At 69.5% G+C, this 16,753-nt stretch carries 15 protein-coding genes; 4 read left to right on the top strand and 11 right to left on the bottom strand.

Going from position 1 to position 16,753, the window contains the following annotated elements:
* Positions 1–78: 78 nt before the first annotated feature.
* Entirely contained in the window at positions 79–447 is a 369-nt protein-coding gene (locus OHN74_RS14085; protein WP_327694913.1) for a hypothetical protein, read from the top strand.
* Positions 448–644: 197 nt separating this feature from the next.
* Positions 645–1,808, top strand: a complete 1,164-nt coding sequence (locus OHN74_RS14080) for a serine hydrolase domain-containing protein (RefSeq protein WP_327694912.1) — start codon at positions 645–647, stop codon at positions 1,806–1,808.
* A gap of 90 nt (positions 1,809–1,898) precedes the next feature.
* Here OHN74_RS14080 and OHN74_RS14075 read toward each other — a convergent pair whose 3' ends face one another.
* Positions 1,899–2,969, bottom strand: a complete 1,071-nt coding sequence (locus OHN74_RS14075; RefSeq protein ID WP_327694911.1) for a hypothetical protein — start codon at positions 2,967–2,969, stop codon at positions 1,899–1,901.
* 334 nt (positions 2,970–3,303) lie between these two features.
* Positions 3,304–5,910 (bottom strand): aminopeptidase N, encoded by a 2,607-nt coding sequence (gene pepN / locus OHN74_RS14070; protein WP_327694910.1) that lies wholly within the window; start codon positions 5,908–5,910, stop codon positions 3,304–3,306.
* Between the two features lie 136 nt (positions 5,911–6,046).
* Here pepN and OHN74_RS14065 point away from each other — a divergent pair, with 136 nt between their 5' ends.
* Positions 6,047–6,703: a DsbA family protein gene (locus tag OHN74_RS14065; protein WP_327694909.1), complete on the top strand. Its 657-nt coding sequence runs from the start codon at positions 6,047–6,049 to the stop codon at positions 6,701–6,703.
* A 22-nt stretch (positions 6,704–6,725) separates the two neighbouring features.
* Here OHN74_RS14065 and OHN74_RS14060 read toward each other — a convergent pair whose 3' ends face one another.
* The 8 genes from OHN74_RS14060 to OHN74_RS14025 form a co-directional block, all read right to left on the bottom strand.
* Positions 6,726–6,962, bottom strand: a complete 237-nt coding sequence (locus tag OHN74_RS14060; protein ID WP_327694908.1) for a hypothetical protein — start codon at positions 6,960–6,962, stop codon at positions 6,726–6,728.
* A 225-nt stretch (positions 6,963–7,187) separates the two neighbouring features.
* Positions 7,188–7,829 carry a superoxide dismutase gene (locus OHN74_RS14055; protein WP_327694907.1) on the bottom strand — a complete coding sequence of 214 codons (642 nt, stop codon included), beginning with the start codon at positions 7,827–7,829 and terminating at the stop codon, positions 7,188–7,190.
* 149 nt (positions 7,830–7,978) lie between these two features.
* Positions 7,979–8,875, bottom strand: coding sequence for a TauD/TfdA dioxygenase family protein (locus OHN74_RS14050; protein ID WP_327694906.1), 897 nt, complete (start codon positions 8,873–8,875; stop codon positions 7,979–7,981).
* A 23-nt stretch (positions 8,876–8,898) separates the two neighbouring features.
* Positions 8,899–10,263, bottom strand: a complete 1,365-nt coding sequence (locus OHN74_RS14045) for an LLM class flavin-dependent oxidoreductase (RefSeq protein WP_327694905.1) — start codon at positions 10,261–10,263, stop codon at positions 8,899–8,901.
* 207 nt (positions 10,264–10,470) lie between these two features.
* The gene (locus tag OHN74_RS14040; RefSeq protein WP_327694904.1) at positions 10,471–11,184 is read right to left on the bottom strand and encodes an ABC transporter ATP-binding protein; all 714 of its coding nucleotides are present in this window, start codon (positions 11,182–11,184) and stop codon (positions 10,471–10,473) included.
* Positions 11,160–12,035, bottom strand: a complete 876-nt coding sequence (locus OHN74_RS14035; RefSeq protein ID WP_327694903.1) for an ABC transporter permease — start codon at positions 12,033–12,035, stop codon at positions 11,160–11,162. Before OHN74_RS14035 ends, OHN74_RS14040 begins: the two co-directional genes overlap by 25 nt.
* Positions 12,032–13,099, bottom strand: a complete 1,068-nt coding sequence (locus OHN74_RS14030; RefSeq protein WP_327694902.1) for an ABC transporter substrate-binding protein — start codon at positions 13,097–13,099, stop codon at positions 12,032–12,034. Before OHN74_RS14030 ends, OHN74_RS14035 begins: the two co-directional genes overlap by 4 nt.
* Positions 13,100–13,390: 291 nt before the next feature.
* Positions 13,391–14,677, bottom strand: coding sequence for an ROK family transcriptional regulator (locus OHN74_RS14025; protein ID WP_327694901.1), 1,287 nt, complete (start codon positions 14,675–14,677; stop codon positions 13,391–13,393).
* A gap of 565 nt (positions 14,678–15,242) precedes the next feature.
* On the opposite strand from OHN74_RS14025, the gene OHN74_RS14020 reads away from it, so the two are divergent.
* Complete coding sequence (locus OHN74_RS14020) at positions 15,243–15,818, top strand: biotin transporter BioY (protein ID WP_327694900.1); 576 nt, start codon at positions 15,243–15,245, stop codon at positions 15,816–15,818.
* 79 nt (positions 15,819–15,897) lie between these two features.
* Here the strand turns inward: OHN74_RS14020 and OHN74_RS14015 are convergent, their stop codons facing one another.
* Positions 15,898–16,620, bottom strand: a complete 723-nt coding sequence (locus OHN74_RS14015) for a hypothetical protein (protein WP_327694899.1) — start codon at positions 16,618–16,620, stop codon at positions 15,898–15,900.
* Between the last annotated feature and the right edge of the window lie 133 nt (positions 16,621–16,753).

The raw sequence follows: 16,753 nt of genomic DNA, 5'->3' as shown, positions 1-16,753 counted from the left end.
GAACCGACGGTGACTCCGTGGGAGGCTTGTCTCCCTGGGCCAGGAGTCGCGGAAGCTGATTCAGGAGAGGCGGTACCTGTGAACCGGGCGGAGTGGCCGCTGAACGGAAGGGTCGGCCGGATCGGCGGGGGCGAGTACACGGGTGCGTACCTTCTGCTCGCTGTCGAGATCGACGACTTCTGGGCCTTCTACATCAGCGACGATCCGCGTCTCTGGGCGGCGGAGGATCTGCGTACGGACGACTTCTGGGTCGCCGACGCGGACCTGGAGGACATCCTGGGCGGGATGGCCGTCGAGTGGGCCCCGGAGGGGGAGGACGCCGCCCTGGAGAAGATGATTTTCGACGTCCGCCGGGAGTGGGAGCGACGCCGCACCGGGTTCTCGCGCCGACGCGGCGTCCGTCAGCTGTTCAGGTCCTGGCGGCGGGGTCCTCGTAGAGGTGAGTGACACCCGTATCGCTGTACGAGGATGTGAACCAGGCGTTCTCCGGGGCGAGTTCAAAGGCCGATAAGCGCTCAACCATTCCGTCCCTCTCAACCTCGGCCCCACCTGCCGTGTCCCTCCTCCCGACCGCCGCTCGGTGAGGACGCGCCGAGGGCCATGCACAGCCACAACCGGTCAGGACCGGTGCGAGGGGGAACGGGATGTCAGTCAGCAGGAGGACGGGCAGCAAGAGGCTCGTGGGGACGGCCGCCGCGATCGCCGTAGCGGCAGGCGTGTTCGCGGCGCCCGCCGTGGCGGCACCGGCCGAACGGGGTGGCGGCCACGAGGCCACCCGCCAGGCCATGAACGCCGCGGTCAAGGACGGCGTACCCGGTGTCGTCCTTCAGGCCAAGGACCGCCACGGCGTCTGGAAGGCGACCGCGGGAGTCGGCAACCTCAGGACCAAGCAGCCGCGCAGCACCGAGGACAGCTTCCGGGCAGGCAGCATCACGAAGACCTTCATCGCGACCGTCCTGCTCCAACTGGAGGCCGAGGGACGGGTGTCGCTCGACGACACCGTCGACGAATGGCTGCCCGGAGTCGTCCGCGGCAACGGCCACGACGGACGGAGGATCACCCTCCGCCAGCTCCTCAACCACACCAGCGGCATCTTCAGCTACACCGACGACGAGCAACTCCAGAGCGACGTCTTCCTCCCGGAGGGCTTCTTCAAGAACCGGTACCGCACCTGGACCCCGAACGAGATCGTCAAGATCGCCATGGGGCATCGGCCCGAGTTCGCGCCGGGCACCGACTGGGGCTACTCCAACACCAACTACACGATCGCCGGCATGGTCATCAAGAAGGTGACCGGCAACTCGTACGGCGACGAGGTCCGTCGGCGCGTGATCGAGCCGCTCGGGCTGCACGGGACGTACATGCCCGGAACGGACGCCACCGTCCCCCGGCCCAGCAGCCGTGCCTACTCGCAGCTCGCCGAGAACACCACCGGCAAGATCTACGACGTCACCGAGATGAACCCCTCCGTCGCCAATGCCGCGGGCGAGATCATCTCCAACTCCGGTGATCTGAACCGCTTCTACTCGGCGCTGCTGCGCGGCAGGGTCCTGCCCGCCGAGCAACTCGCCGAGATGAGGACGACCGTCGCCGCCGCGGCCGTGGACGGACGCTACGGGCTCGGACTCATCGAGAACGAGCTGAGCTGCGGGGTCACCGTCTGGGGCCACAGCGGCGGCATCCACGGTTCGAGCTCGGTGGCGGTCACCACGGCCGACGGCAAGCACTCCCTCGCCTTCAACTTCAACGGCGACTGGAGCGGCGACCCGGTGAAGGTCGTCGAGGCGGAGTACTGCGGGACGAAGTAGGGGCGAGCAAGGAACACGGGACACATGAGGAGGGGCCCCCGGTCGCCCGGCGGCCCCTCCTCTCCCCTCCTGGTACCGCCCGGTCCGTCACTACCGGGGCAGCACCACGACATACGCCGCCGGCTCGCGGTCCCCCGACGCCATCAGAGCCGTACGTACGACGGTCGCCTGCTGGTCGATCGCCTCGCGCAGCTTGCGCGGCGTGATGTGGACGACCGTGATGCCCAGCCGCTCCAGATGCTCGCGCTTACGGGCGTACTCCGACCAGAGCGCGTCGTCCTCCTGCCGGTGGCCCGGGAGCGGGGTGCGGGTGTCCAGCTCCACCGCCACCGCCTGGTCGGGCCAGTAGGCGTCGAGGCCGCCGAGGTGCGGGCCGCCGGGCAGGCGCAGATCGACGTTCCAGACCGGGTCCGGGAGGCCGTACTCGCGCACCATCCGGTACAGCCGGTCCTCCGCGATCGCCCGGCCCTCGGCGAGCAGGGAGTCGACGGCGTCCACGACATGCGGCCGGCTCAGCAGCCTGCCCTGGTTCAACTCCCGTACCACCGCTGCCGGTTCACAGTGACCGCCGCGCACCGCGTCGGTCAGCAGCCGGCGTACGGCGCCCGCGTCCGTGAGTCCGGCCACCGCGTCGGCGAGGGCACGGGCGACCGGTGCGACCGGCAGCCCGTCGATCAGCTCGGGTGTGGGCAGCGCCGAGGAGCGGAGGATGCGGACGCAGCCCGTCGAGCGAAGTCGGCGCAGCCGGGGCACCAGGACGTCGAAGGCGTCCAGGGACAGCAGCGGCGGCGCGGACGAGAAACCGTGCAGGGCGAGCGCGGCGAGGCCGGTGATCACGGCCTCGCCGTAGACCGGACGGCCACGCTCCCGGTACGGCTCCTCGGAGTCGGGCTGGGCCGGGATCCCCGTCGCCGTCCGCTCCTTCGCCGCGTACAGCAGCACCGCGTGCAACCGCTCCTCGCTGGTGGGCGGGCCCGGGTGCAGCAGGAACACACCCGGCAGGATCTGCTGCCAGGGTCCACCGGGCCGGCACTGCTCGTTCGCCTCGGCGGTGGCGACGCCGTTCGCCCGCAGCTGCGCGGCGGTCAGCACCCGGCGCTGTACGTGCGGCAGGTGGCGGAGGGGGCGGGTGCTCGGGGAGAGCGGGGTGTTGTGGGTCATGACTCCGGCTTTCCCGCGTCCGATCCGTCCCCTAACCGCTGTTACACGCCTGTCGACAATTCCGGACAAGCTCGCCCTAAAGTGCAAGCGTTCGAGTGCCGAAAGGCGCTGGTCCCTCCGGGGGTTACGGGGGTGAGTAGCCGGGTTCGGTAACGGTGGGGTCGTGGGTGCGGGTCCGGTGGGGCTTCTCGCGCAGTTCCCCGCGCCCCCAAAGACAAAGACACGGCCCCTGCGCCCCTGAAAAGCACGGGGCGCAGCCCCTGCTTTTCAGGGGCGCGGGGAACTGCGCGACCAGCCCCCACCGGACCCGCACCCGACAACGCACCCATACCTCTTACCGCACCGCCGCCCCGTCGCAGGCCTGCGCCCGCAGCGCCCGTGCCAGGTCGTCCCGGGCCTCCAGGACCAGGCGGCGCAGGGCCGGTGCCGCGTCCGCGTGGTCCGCGAGCCACGCGTCCGTCGCCGCCAGGGTCTCCGGCGAGTCCTGGAGGGACGGGAACAGACCGCGTACGACGTCCATCCCGATCTGGATCGAGCGGTCGGCCCAGGTCCGCTCGATCACCGCGAAGTACTTCTCCGCGTACGGCGCCAGCAGGTCCCGCTGAGAGCCCTGGACGAAGCCCGAGATGGTGGCCTCGACGAGGGCGTTGGACAGCGCGTCCGACTCGACGACCTGGGCCCACGCCTGTGCCTTGACGGCGGCCGAGGGGCGGCCGGCGAGGCAGCGGACCTGGTGGCGCTTGCCGGACGCCGTGTCGTCGCGGGCGAGTTCGGCGGCCACCGTCTTCTCGTCGGCGACGCCGTGCGAGGTCAGCGGCTCCAGGAACGCCCACCGCAGTTCCTGGTCGACGTCGAGGCCGTCGATCTTCGCCGTGCCCTCCAACAGCCCCTGGAGCAGCTGGAGATCGGCCTCGCTCGACGCCACGGCGGCCAGGAAGCGGGCCCACGTCAGCTGGTGCTGGCTGCCCGGCTCGGCGAGCCGCAGTTCCTTCAACGCGCCCTCGGCGAGCAGGCGTTCGCCGGTCGCCCGCCAGTCGGGGGCCGCGTAGTGGGTGAGCGCGGAGTTGGCCCACGCGTGCAGCATCTGGAGGACGCCGATGTCCGACTCGCGCCCCGCGAACCGGAGTACGAGGTCGACGAAGTCCCGGGCCGGCATCAGCGCGTCCCGCGTCAGGTTCCACAGCGCGGACCAGCACAGGGCGCGGGCGAGCGGGTCGGTGATGTCACCGAGGTGCGCCCGCAGCGTCGCCAGCGAGCCTTCGTCGAACCGGATCTTGCAGTACGTCAGGTCGTCGTCGTTGACGAGAACGAGGTCGGGGGCCTCACTCCCGACCAGCTCGCCGACCACGGTGCGCGGCCCGTCGACATCGGCCTCGGCACGCGCGTACCGCTCCAACACCCCGTCCGCGGAACGCCGGTAGAGGCCGACGGCCACCCGGTGGGGCCGCAGGTCGGGGTGCGACTCGGCGGCCTCCTGGATCACGGCCAGCTCGGTGATCAGCCCGTCCGCGCTCAACAGCACCGCAGGGGTCAGGGAGTTGACCCCGGCGGTCTCCAGCCAGGCCCGTGACCAGGACGCCATGTCCCGCCCGCTGGTCTCCTCCAGCACGGACAGCAGATCGCCGAGGCGTGTGTTGCCGTAGGCGTGCCGCTTGAAGTACCGCCGCGCGCCTTCGAGGAACGCGTCCGGTCCCACATAGGCGACGAGCTGCTTGAGTACGGAGGCGCCCTTGGCGTAGGTGATGCCGTCGAAGTTGAGCTTGGCGTCCTCCAGGTCGCGGATGTCGGCCGTGACGGGGTGGGTGGAGGGGAGCTGGTCGGCGCGGTAGGCCCAGGCCTTGCGGTTGTTGGCGAAGGTGACCCAGCCGTTGGTGAAACGGGTCGCCTCGACGAGCGAGAAGGCGCCCATGAAGTCGGCGAAGGACTCCTTGAGCCAGAGGTCGTCCCACCACTCCATCGTGACGAGGTCGCCGAACCACATGTGGGCCATCTCGTGCAGGACGATGTTCGCCCGCCGCTCGTACGCCGCCTGTGTCACCTTCCCGCGGAAGATGAACTCCTCGCGGAAGGTGACGAGCCCCGGGTTCTCCATCGCGCCGAGGTTGTACTCGGGGACGAAGGCCTGGTCGTACTTCCCGAAGGGGTACGGGTAGTCGAAGTGGTCGTGGAAGAAGTCCAGCCCCTGCTTGGTGACGAGGAAGACGTCGTCGGAGTCGAAGTAGGGGGCGAGACCCTTGCGGCACATGGCGCCGAGCGGGATGTCGAGGGTCGTACCGTCGGGATACGTACGGGAGTACGAGTCGGTCACGTAGTGGTACGGGCCGGCGAGGATCGTGGTGATGTAGGTGGAGATCGGCTTGGTCTCGGCGAACCGCCACACGCCGTCGACGAGTTCCCCGACCCCGTTGCTCCACGCGACCCACTCCTCCGGCGCCCGCACCTCGAACCGGAAGGGAGCCTTCAGGTCGGGCTGCTCGAAGTTGGCGAAGACGCGGCGGGAGTCGGCGGGCTCGTACTGCGTGTACAGATAGACCTCGCCGTCCTCGGGGTCGACGAAGCGGTGCAGGCCCTCTCCCGTGCGGGAGTAGGCGCACTGGGCGTCGACGATCAGCTCGTTGTCCGCGGCGAGGTCCTCCAGGAGGATGCGCGTGCCGTCGAAGACGGCCCCCGGGTCGAGATCCCGTCCGTTGAGGGAGACGGCGGTCACACCGGGCGCGATGAGGTCCGCGAAACTGGCGGCACCGGGCTCGGCGCACCGGAACCGGATCGTGGTCACGGACCGAAAGGTCCGAGCCCCGCCGGCGCCGTTCCTGCCCGTGTCACCCGTGCTGCCTTGGTCACCCAGGGCGGACCGCACGTCGAGGAACACCTCGTACCCGTCGACGGACAGCAGTGCCGCCCGTTCCCGGGCCTCGTCGCGGGACAGATTCTCACCGGGCACGGAACACTCCTCGATTGTCTTCAGTACGGCCGACCAGCACCGATCCTGCCACGCACCACTGGTACCGGGCACCCGGGAATGCAATGGTGGCGGGGATGTGTTGCCTGGGGAAAGCGCATCTTTCACTAGGAGACCCATGTCCGAGACGAGCTCGACCAAGACCCCCGTCGACTTCTGGTTCGACCCGCTCTGTCCCTGGGCCTGGATGACCTCCCGCTGGATCCTGGAGGTCGAGAAGGTCCGTGACATCGAGGTCCGCTGGCACATCATGAGCCTGGCGGTGCTCAACGAGGACAAGCTCGACGAGCTGCCCGAGGAGTACCGGGAGATGCTCGCGGTGAAGGCCTGGCAGCCGGTGAAGGTCGTCACGGCGGCCTGGCAGAAGCACGGCGCCGACATCCTCGGCCCCCTCTACACGGCCCTGGGCACGCGCATCCACAACAACGGCGACGGCCCGACCCTCGAAGCGATAGCCGGCGCCCTGGCCGACGTCGGCCTGCCCGCCGACCTGATCGACTACGCCGAGCAGGAGAACTTCGAGTTCGACGCCGAACTGCGCGCCTCCCACAAGGAGGGCATCACCAAGGTCGGCCAGGACGTCGGCACCCCGGTGATCGCGGTCCCCGGCGCCGACGGCGAGCAGATCGCCTTCTTCGGCCCGGTCGTCACCCCGGCCCCGAAGGGCGAGGAGGCCGCCAAACTGTGGGACGGCACCCTCCTGGTCGCCTCGGTCCCCGGCTTCTACGAGATCAAGCGCTCGCGGACGGCGGGCCCGGACTTCAGCAACCTGTAGAACCCGTAGGGCGTCCGGTCCTTCAGTCCTTGATCTGGTCCTTGGCCTGGTCCTTGGCTTCCGGTTCGGGGAAGGAACCGCCGTCCTTGTGGTTCCCCCGCCGCTGGAAGCGCAGACAGCCGTCGCGGGAACACCGGTAGTAGGCGCCGAGGCGGGTGTGCTTCGGCTTCTGCTGCTCGACGTACGGCTTCTCCGCCTGGGTGAGCCTGCGGAAAACCTGGACCGTGTCTCCGCAGTTGACGCACCGCATGGACACCATCTGATCCCCCTGGGTGTGTCGAGCCCCCGGTGGCTCTGACGCCCCGGCCCCACGAGAGTAGGCCTGGGGCAGGGGATATGGGGAGACCCCCGCGAGTCATGTCCTCGCGGGGGTCTCCCGTCATTCCGCCTGCCGTCGCGTTCGGTGAGAAGACGATCACGAGGCAGGACGCTTCACCGCGGTCAGCGCGGGAGGAGCGGTCGGGGCAGTCGGAGCGTCTGCTGCTCAGGGCGCCAACAGCAGTACATCCGTGCGGGACTTGGCGGCCTCGTAGCGCTTCGCCACGTCCTGCCAGTTGACGACGGCCCACATCGCGTCGATGAAGTCGACCTTCTGGTTCTTGTACTGGAGATAGAAGGCGTGCTCCCAGGCGTCGAAGACCAGGATCGGGGTGGCGCCCTGGCCGACGTTGCCCTGGTGGTCGTAGACCTGCTCGACGATCAGCCGTCCGCTGAGCGGCTCGTAGGCGAGAACGCCCCAGCCCGAACCCTGGGTCGTGGCCGCCGCCTTGGTCAGCTGCGCCTTGAAGCCCGCGTACGAGCCGAACGACTCGGTGATCGCGTCCGCGAGCTCACCGACGCCGTCGGCGGCCAGGGGCTCACCGCCACCGTCGCCCGTCATGTTGTGCCAGTAGATGCTGTGCAGGATGTGGCCGGAGAGATGAAAGGCGAGGTTCTTCTCCAGGCCGTTGACCGACCCCCACGACTCCTTGTCGCGCGCCTCCGCGAGCTGCTCCAACGTGTCGTTGGCGCCCTTCACATACGCCGCGTGGTGCTTGTCGTGATGCAGCTCGATGATCTCGGGGCTGATCACGGGCGCGAGCGCGGAGTAGTCGTACGGCAGCTCAGGGAGCGTGTAGACGGGCATGCGGGGGTCCCCTCGACCTCTTATTGCACATTGCTTGCAACTACACGCTAGCAACAAAAAGACCCTCGTGTGTGTCGCACGAGGGTCTTTTCCGTGAGGGGCGGGAGGGATCGGGGGAAGCGACGGGAGGGAGCAGGGGAGCAGACGGCCTACTCGGCGACGGACGTGTAGTGCGAGGCGTCCCCGGCGATCGAGTAGCTCTCCTTGCCCTCGATGCCGACCGGGATGTCACCGGCGATGGTCACCCGGTGCAGACGGCGCGGCAGGCCGTTGTAGTTGTCGACGGCGTAGTGCTGGGTGATGCGGTTGTCGAAGAGGACGAGCTGGTTCGGCGACCAGCGGTGGCGCAGGATGTTCTCCGGGCGGGTGACGTAGGCCTGGAGCAGGTCCAGGATCTTGCGGGACTCGGTGACCGACAGACCGACGATCCGCTGTGCGAACCCGCCGATGAACAGCCCGCGTTCGCCGGTCAGCGGGTGGACGCGGACGACCGGATGGGCCGTGCGGAACGTGATGGACGTGAACTGGGCGCGCTGGGCGGCCAGTTCCTCGTCGAGCGCCTCGTCCGGCACCGCGTAGTCGTAGTCGTTGGTGTGCTCGGCCCACAGGTTGTCGGCCAACTGCCGCAGTGGCTCCGGCAGATCACGGTAGGCGGCGGCCGAGCTGGCGATCAGGGTCTCGCCGCCGTACGGCGGGACGGTGATGCTGCGCAGGGTGCTGGCCTGCGGCGGGTTGAGGACGAAGGTGACGTCCGTGTGCCAGTGGTTGGCGGCGCGGCCCCGCTCGCTGTCGACGGGCAGGACGTTCGCGGCGCCGTCGACGGACGGCACGGTCGGGTGGGCGGTGGTCAGCTCGCCGAACTGACGGACGAAGGCCTGCTGGCCCTCGTCGTCGAGATTCACGTCGTCGAAGACCAGTGCCTTGTGGGTGTTGAGGGCCTCGCGGAGGGCGGCGACCTGCTCCTCGTCGAGCGGCTTGGAGATGTCGACGCCGGATACGCGGGCGCCGATGTTCGCGGTGACCTTCTGGATTTCGATGCCGGACATGTGCGGGTTCCTTTCAGGGGTCGTCAGACGAGGGCGGGTGCGGACGCGGATGTGGATGCGGAGGCGGGGCTGACGTACTGGTTCGCGGGACGCGGGAGGCCGTAGCGCTCCCGCAGGGTCTGGCGCGGCCCGTACTCACCGCGGAGCAGACCGCGGGCGCGCAGGATCGGGACGACGTGGTCGACGAAGGCTTCGAGCCCGGAGGGCAGGACCGCGGGCATGATGTTGAAGCCGTCGGCGGCACCCCGTGTGAACCAGGTCTCGATCTCGTCGGCGACCTGTTCGGGCGTACCGGCGAAGGTGAGGTGCCCGCGCCCGCCGCCGAGCCGCCCGATGAGCTGCCGCACGGTGAGACGTTCGCGCCGGGCCAGCTCGACGACGAGCGTGTAGCGGCTCTTGGCACCCTCGATCGCGCTCTCGGGCGGCAGGTCCGCCGGCAGCCGGGCGTCCAACTCCAGTGTCCCGGCGGGGAGTTTCAGCAGGTTCTCCAGGTTGCCCACGCCGTGCGCGTACACGATGTGGTCCTCCAGGACCTGCTCGTTCGCCAGCGCCTCGGCCTCCGTGGAACCGAGCACCGGGACGATGCCGGGCAGCACCTTGATGTGGTCGGGGTCGCGACCGCCCGCCGCCGTACGGGACTTGAGGTCGGCGTAGAAGGCCTGCGCGTCCTCGATGGTCTGCTGGGCGGTGAACACGGCCTCCGCGTACCGGGCCGCGAACGCCTTGCCGTCCTCGCTCGACCCGGCCTGCACCAGCACCGGGTAACCCTGGGGCGAGCGCGGCACGTTGAGGGCGCCCTCGACGCTGAAGTACGTCCCCTGGTGCTGGGGCGGATGGACCTTCGCGTCGTCGCCCCAGACGCCGGCCGCCTTGTCGGCGACGATCGCGTCGTCCTCCCAGCTGTCCCAGAGCTTGAGAGCCACGTCGAGGAACTCGGCTGCCCGGGCGTACCGCTGGGCGTGGGCGGGTTCCGCGTCGAGACCGAAGTTGCGGGCGGCCTCGGCACCGGCGGTGGTGACGATGTTCCAGCCGGCCCGGCCCCCGCTGATGATGTCGAGCGAGGCGAACTTGCGGGCCAGGTTGTAGGGGGAGTTGTAGGAGGTCGAGGCGGTCGCGATCAGGCCGATGTGCGTGGTCGCCGTGGCCAGGGCAGTCAGCAGGGTGAGCGGCTCCAGGGCACCCGCGGGCCGCTGCCCCACGCTGCCCCACAGCTGGGGGCTGTCGGCCAGGAACAGCGAGTCGAAGGTGCCTCGCTCCGCGATCCGGGCGAGCCGCACGTAGTGGTCCAGCTCGACATGGGCGTACGGGTCACTCTCCGGGAGCCGCCACGAGGCTTCGTGGTGTCCGGTGGTCATGAGGAAGGCGTTGAGGTGGAGTTGGCGGGTCATGGGTGTTGTGTCCTTTGCTTTGGACAGGTGCCAGGAGGGCTTACGAGCGCCGGGCCGGGCATTTCAGCCCGTCCGGCGGTTGAGGACGAGGCCCGTTCAGGCCCGTTCAGGGCCGTTGGGGGGTCTGTGGGCGCAGCCCCCAGTGGGGGTCCCCCCTCTGGGGGAGGGATGGGACGGGTAGGGGCGGCGGGGGCGAGACAAGGGCACTCACCGGACGTCGGACGTCACCCCCAGCGCCCCCAGCAACACCCGCCGGTACTCGTCCCGCGGCCGTTCGCGATCGACGACCAGGTCGACCGCGATCCGCCCCTCTTCCAGCACCAGCACCCGATCCGCCAGCACGATCGCCTCATCCACGTCGTGCGTGACCAGCAGCACCGACGGCTGATGCCTGCGCCACAACTCCCGAAGCAACGCGTGCATCTTGATGCGCGTCAGCGCGTCCAACGCCCCGAACGGCTCGTCGGCAAGCAGCAGTTCGGGCTCGCGGACCAGCGACCGGGCCAGCGCGGCCCGCTGCGCCTCCCCGCCGGACAGCTCGCTGGGCCAGGCACGTTCCCGCCCCTTCAGACCCACCTCCGCGAGAGCCTCCCGGCCCTTCGCGGCAGCCTCCTTGCCGTCCGTCCCCAGTAGTACGTTGTCCAGTACCCTCCGCCACGGCAGCAGCCGTGAGTCCTGGAAGACCACGGAGACCCGTTCGGGCGCGGTGAGTTGACCACTGCCCTCGACCTCGTGATCGAGGCCCGCGACCGCCCGCAGCAAGGTGCTCTTGCCGGAGCCGCTGTGCCCGAGCAGGGCCGTGAACTGCCCGGCCGGAATGTCGAGGTCGATTCCGTCGAGGACCTTGCGCCCGGCGAACGACCGGGTCAGGCCCCGGAGTCGGACGGCGGACCGGGTCAGTTGCTCAGTGTGCGGCGCCATGACAGCACCCTCCGTTCGATGAGACGGACCGCGCTGTCGGACGCCAGGCCGAAGATGCCGTAGACGACCAGGCCGACCAGGATGACGTCGCTCTGGCCGTAGTTCTGGGCCTGGAACATCATGTAGCCGAGTCCGCTGGTGGCGTTGATCTGCTCCAGGACGACCAGCCCCAGCCAGGAGCCGGTCACGCCGAGCCGGAGTCCCACGAAGAATCCGGGCAGCGCACCGGGAACGACGATCTGCCGGACGAACTGGAACCTCGACAGCCCCTGCACCTCGGCGAGTTCGACGAAACGGCTGTCGATGCCGGACAGCGCGGCATGTGTGTTGAGGTAGATCGGGATGTAGACGACGATGGCGATGATCGCGACCTTGAACGTCTCGCCGATGCCCAGCCAGAGGATGAACAGCGGGATCAGACCCAGGGCCGGGATCGCCCGGTTGAGCTGGACCGTCCCGTCGATCAGCGCCTCGCCGACCCGGCTGAGCCCGGCGGCCAGGGCGAGGAGGACACCGCCGACCAGCCCGATCGCGAAGCCGGAGGCGGCCCGCCGCAGCGAGGTCAGGATGTCGTTCGGCAGGGTCCCGTCGGTCCACAGATGGACGCCGGTCCTGAGCACGGTCCAGGGCGCCGGGATCGCGGCCGGGTCGAGCTGTCCGGCGGCGGAGGCGGCGGCCCACAGGGCGAGGACGAGGGCCGGGCCGACGAGCGGCGCGGCCGGCAGACGCCTGCCCGGTGAGAGACGGCGCCGCCTGCGGACCTGGGAGCCGCTCTCCTCGGTGGCCGCGACGGGCGCGGGGGATGCGGGGGCCGCGGTGCCGGCGGAGGCGCTCGTGGTCACGGCGGTCACCGCTGGTACTCCGCAGCCACGGACTTCGCCGCGATGCCCTCGAAGCGGTGGTCGAAGAGCGAGCTCACATCGAACTTCTTCACGAATCCGCCCTCCGCGAGCAGATCGGCGGTCTCCTGCTCCCACTTGATCGCCTCGGCCCAACTCGGCGGGAACAGCGGCTTGTTGGCGAGCTCGGTGATCGCCTGTGCCTGGGGGAGGGTCAGGTTCTGCGTCTTGACGTAGAACTCCTCGTTCCAGATGTCGGGGTTCTCGTACGTCCACACCAGGCCCTTGGCCCAGTACGGGATGTACGCGGCGACCGCGGCGGCCTTCGCGGGGTCGTTCAGCACGGAGACCGGCGCCCACAGCAGGCTGAGCAGGTCGACCACGTCAGTGTCGATGCTGCGGGCACCCTTGGCGCCGTACTGCTGGAAGTACGCGGGCGCCTGGGCGATGGCCAGCGGCGCGATGTCCACCTGGCCCGACTGCAGGGCGGTGAAGAACTGGTTGCTGGTCAGCGGGACGAGCTTGACCTCGTCGTACGCGAGCCCGGCCTTCTCCAGCGCCCGAAGGAGGACGACACCCTGGGCCTGCCCCTGCGAGAAGGCGAGCTTCTTGCCCTTGAAGTCCGCGACCGACCGGATGTCGCTGCCGGGCTTTGTGGCGAAGAGATAGTTCGGCTTGCGGGTGATGTTGATCGCGACGATCTTCGCGTCGTAACCCTGGAAATGCGCCTGGATCGGCGGAATGCCCGCGTTGTTGGCGAGGTCGAGGGAACCCGAGCGGAAAGCGTTGATGACATCGGGACCGGCGGAGATGTTCTCCCAGCTCGACACCTTGAAGGGCAGATCTCCCAACTTGCCGAGCTTGAACTGCAGTTGCTGGGTGCCCGAATACGAGGAGATCTTCAGGCTCGTACCGGCCGGGACCCTGTCGGCGAGCGGAGCGGTCGAGGCGCCCTTGGAATCGGCGGCGGCACTGCTGTTCGCGCAGCCGCTCAACCCGGCGACGCCCGCCGCGGCACCGAGGAGGGAGGTGAGGAAGAGCCGTCGGTCGACACCCGGCACGGGAGAAGAAGGCATGGGAGGACTCCGTGAGTTCGGAAGGCATGAACGCATGCGGAATTCGAGGCAGGAGGAGACCCGGAAAACAGAATTCACGCAAGGAAGAGCAGGAGAGGCAGGAAGAACAGGGGGCGCGGAAGGCGCGGAGCGTGCGGAAAGCACAGAAGGAAATGAGCGCTTCACACGTGGCAACGTGTCAGCAACAGTGGCGACGTGTCAGCAACAGAGGGTGCGACAGCTCACGAAAGGGCTCATGAGCAAGATGTTCCAGGTCACGCGTGGTCCCTGTCAACATTCGGAGTTTCTGAATTAAATAGCCGGAGGTGAAGCGGCCAACGGATCCCGGTACAGCACATCGAGTGCCACCGAACCGCCCGCCACCGCGAGTACCGAATCCGGGAAACTGGTCGGCACGACAGAGGCCGCGCGTTCCGCGCCGACCCCTTCACGCAGCGCCGCGAGGCAGTCCTCCCGGTGAATGATCCCGACCTCGGTCACGACCACCGTCTCCGGATTCAGCACGTCGAGCAGCAGCCGCGTGGCCCGCCCCACGGCACTCGCCCGCCGCACCAGCAGCCCCACGGCGGCCTGGTCGCCCCCGGCCGCCGCCGCGACCACCCGGAGGGAGTCCGTGGTGTCGACGACACCCGCCTCCCGCGCCCGCCGGCACAGCGTCCGCTCGCTCAACTCCGCCTGCAGGCAGCCCGTACGCCCGCAGTCGCAGACCTCCGTACCGCCCGGCACCGGCAGATGGGCGATGGCGCCGGCCTGTGAGCGCGGTCCGTGGTGCACCTCGTCGTTGGTCGCGAACGCCGCGTCGACCACGTTGCCGACGAACAGGTGCAGCACACTTCCACTGCCCCGCGCCGGCCCGAACAGCCGCTCCGCGTTGACCAACGCCCGTGCGTGCCCGTCCACATGGACCGGCAGTCCGGTGCGGGCACGGAGCACGTCACGCACGGCCACGTCCCGCCAGCCCAGCATCGGGTGCTCGACGACGGTCCCGGACTCCCGGTCCACCCAGCCACCGACGGCCACGCCGACACCGAGGGCCCGGCGGCCGGGGGCGCCGTCCAGCAGCGCCCGCAGCCCCTCGGCGGCCCGCGCCAGCACCCGCCCCGGATCGGTGTGCTCGTGCTCCAGCTCGCGCCGGGCCACCACCCGACCTCGCAGATCCAGCAGCGCGACCGTCGTGTACGACACCGCCACATGCACACCGGCGACCACGAACCCGGAGGAGTCCACGTCGACGGGGACGTGCGGACGCCCCACCCCGTTCGACCGCCGGGGCACCGACTCCTCGTGGATCAGGCCGAGTTCCGTGAACCGTGCGCAGTAGTCCGTCACCGACGCCGGTGACAGCCCGGTCAGCCTGGCGATCGTGCTGCGCGCCACCGGCCCGTGCTCCAGCACGGACCGCAGCACGACACTCGCGCTCGTCCTGCGCCGGTCGGAATCGGCGGCACGGGGCACGCGGGACGGCGCGGTGCGAGAGGAAGAGGTACGAGGAGAGGAGGTACGAGGAGAGGAACTGCGAGATGAAGGAGAGGGGGAGGGAGAGGGGGAAACAAGGGTGGGTGCCGCGGCACGGGGCATGGCGATCATCCTCGGGGAACTGGTCCGACACTGCGCCGTCTCGTGAGGACTCGGGGGCCCATGAAGGCCCGGGGGGTCCTGTGGAGCGAGGCGCGCCGGAGCCGCCTCACCCGGGGCGGCGACAGGTGGCCGTGCCCACGCGTCGCAGGTCGACATAGCGACGCGACGAGAAGTACCGGGACTGGGCGACCATGAGCTCGAAGCTAGCAAAACGGGCCGACGCTGCACAGACGGTGACCGACGGGCGAGACGGCACATGTCAGGGCAGGGGTACCGGCCGGGGCCGAGCAGGGGTCGCCCCCCTCCCCGGACCGGGTCCGGGAGATGCACAGGCCTGCGGCCGGATTGGCGGAACTCTACAGAGGCCGCCCGCCGTGCCCCCGTAGCCCACACCACCTCACCTCAGTGACCGGCGTCACGCCGTACCGGGTGTAACCTCCATCCTTTGTCCGGAGCCCACCAAGTCGCCGTCGTCCCCTTTGTCGAGCACTGACGGTGATCGGCCCGAGGGCGCTGGGATAGCGTCACAAAGTCCCTTGCCGCCCACGTCCCCGCGGAGTCCCCCATGGCAACCGCCGTCGCCCCCGCCCGCCCCGGCCAGGTCCTCGCCGACCTGCTCCCCGCTTCCCGCGTCCGGGACGCCGCGCTCGTGCTCGGCGGTGCCGCACTCACCGGGATCGCCGCCCAGATCGCCGTCCCCGTGCCCGGCTCGCCGGTGCCGGTGACCGGGCAGACCTTCGCCGCGCTCCTCGTCGGCACCGCACTCGGCGCCGGCCGCGGCCTCGCCGCCCTCGTCGTCTACGCCCTGGCGGGTCTGGCGGGCGTGCCGTGGTTCGCGGAGGGTGGTTCGGGTATGTCGGTGTCCTTCGGCTACATCCTCGGCATGCTGCTCGCGTCCGCCGCCGTGGGCGCCCTGGCCCGCCGCGGCGCCGACCGCTCGATGCCGCGCATGGCGGGCACGATGCTGCTCGGCGAGGCGATCATCTACGCGATCGGCGTCCCGTACCTCGCACTCGCGGCCGACATGAGCGTGAGCGCGGCGATCGCCGCCGGCCTGACGCCGTTCCTGATCGGCGACGCCCTGAAGGCGGCTCTGGCGATGGGCGTACTGCCGACGGCCTGGAAGTTCCTCGACCGCTGAACTCCGTACGGATGGCTGGCTGTTGACGAGATCCGGGATGCCGCACACGGCATCCCGGATCTTCCGCTTTCCGGCCCGCTCAGCCCTGCGGCTGCCGGGGCCGCCGCTGCGACCACCACATGCCCGCCGCCCCGGCGGACAGCAGCGCCGCGCCGACGCCGCCGAGCGGGAGCAGGTCGCGCGCGGGGCCGGTCCTCGGCAGTTCGTCGCCGCCGGGTGCCACCGGCTTGTTGTCGGTGCCGAGCAGCAGGGGAGTGGCCGGGGCGTTCGGTGACGGGTTGTTCGTACCGAACGGGACCGGGCCCTGCTGCCAGAACGTCTTCGAACTGTCGGCCGTCTGGACGGGCAGACAGATCTTTCCGGTCTTGCCCAGATCGAACGTCGCGTCGACGTCGTACGACTTCGACTTACCGGCGGCGAGATTGCCGACGGCACAGTTGAAACCGCTGTTCGAACCCTCCGGGAGATCCCCTTCGGCAATCTCCGAACAGCCCTGAACGTTCTTGACCGTCATACCGTCGAATCCGACGACCAAAAGCCTGATGTCGCCGCTGTCCTTGCTCCCCTCGTTCTTTACCGTGGCGGTAAGAGCTGTTTCTTTCGAACTGTTGTCGACCGAGATGCTCTCGGGCAACTGGGTGGTCAACTTGACGCCCGTCGGCGCCGCGTCAACGGCCTTTCCCCCCTTGCTGCTTGCGGGCCCCTGGTCATCCGCGCCGGCGGAGAAGGAAAGGATCATCACGGCCGAGAAAGATGCCGTGAGCAGCGATCCCGCGATGGCCGTCGTTCGACCAGAACTCATGTTCGTCCCCCTTGGATCCCCCTGGACTGCGCCTGAATTCGCAGTCCATGAAGAGGTACCACAAGATTTACCGCCACTATGCTGGTACGGCACAAAGTGTGACCATTGTGGTTCTGGTGGGGCGTGCGTTGAG

The organism is Streptomyces sp. NBC_00459 (assembly GCF_036013955.1).
GTDB lineage: Bacteria > Actinomycetota > Actinomycetes > Streptomycetales > Streptomycetaceae > Streptomyces.
Note: the sequence above shows the minus strand (reverse complement) of the source record. Positions and strands in the feature narration are given on the sequence as shown.